The following is a 978-nucleotide window of genomic DNA, read 5'->3' on the forward strand; positions in this document are numbered from 1 at the left end:
GTCTGGGCGTGGCCGGGCAGGGCCACGTCGGCGGCCTGGCGGGCGGCGGGGCTGATCGGCAGCAGCCTGCGCCGGTCCCGCGGGGTGTGGGAGGCGTGGACGCCGCCGGAGAGGATGGTCTGGAGCCGGTCGGAGATGTTCGCGTAGTCGTCGAAGCCGAGCACGCCGTCGGCCTCGGGCAGCGCCTCGGCGAGCTCCTTGCCGTACCGTTCGGCCATGCAGCCGACCGCGACCACGGCCTGGGTGCGGCCATGATCCTTGAGGTCGTTGGCTTCGAGGAGGGCGTCGACGGAGTCCTTCTTGGCGGCTTCGACGAAGCCACAGGTGTTGACCACGGCGACATCGGCGTCGGCGGCGTCCTCGACGAGGTCCCAGCCATCCGCCGCCAAGCGGCCTGCCAGCTCCTCCGAGTCCACCTCGTTACGGGCGCAGCCAAGTGTGACAAGAGCGACGGTACGGCGTTCGGGCATAGGGCTCAGCCTACTTTGTCCCGGCACCGCTTCCGCTGCCGAGTGCCGACGAGTACCGAGAGGATGGTCACCCGGCGGTGCGCCGCACCGGTCGGCACCGCGCCTTCCCGGTGCTCGGCATCCGGCCGGAGCGCCGGGTGTCTCCCCTGGTCAGCGGGGGTGTGCCGACCGGGTCAGCCCGCTACGGGGTCGCCCTTGGTGTAGCTCAGCCGCTGGACCTTGCCGTCCTCGCCCAGGTTCTTCACCTGCTTGCCGTTCACGAAGAGCTGCACCGCCTGGGCGTTCCCGAGCACCAGGTCGATGCGCTTGCTGTCGGTGAAGGTCTTGGAGGTGCCCTGTTTGAGCACGCCCTCCTCCAGCACCTTGCCGTTGTGGTCCTTGGCGGACATCCAGGTCTGGCCGTTCTCGGCGGTGAGCTTGACGGTGACCATGTTGGCGGGGGCGCCCGCGACGGCGCCGGACTGCTCGGGCTTGGGGTCGGCGGGTTTGGCCGGGGTCCTGCTCGGGG

At 70.7% G+C, this 978-nt stretch carries 1 protein-coding gene and 1 pseudogene; both read right to left on the reverse strand.

Going from position 1 to position 978, the window contains the following annotated elements; all coding sequences use genetic code 11:
- Nucleotides 1-470 (reverse strand): annotated as a pseudogene (locus K6I34_RS37430) (30S ribosomal protein S12 methylthiotransferase RimO); the annotation flags it as partial.
- A 173-nt stretch (nucleotides 471-643) separates the two neighbouring features.
- Nucleotides 644-978, reverse strand: a 335-nt coding sequence (locus tag K6I34_RS37435; protein ID WP_229332467.1) for a DUF4115 domain-containing protein, incomplete at its 5' end; no start/stop codon positions are given.

This window comes from Streptomyces sp. UNOC14_S4 (assembly GCF_020740835.1).
Lineage (GTDB): Bacteria > Actinomycetota > Actinomycetes > Streptomycetales > Streptomycetaceae > Streptomyces.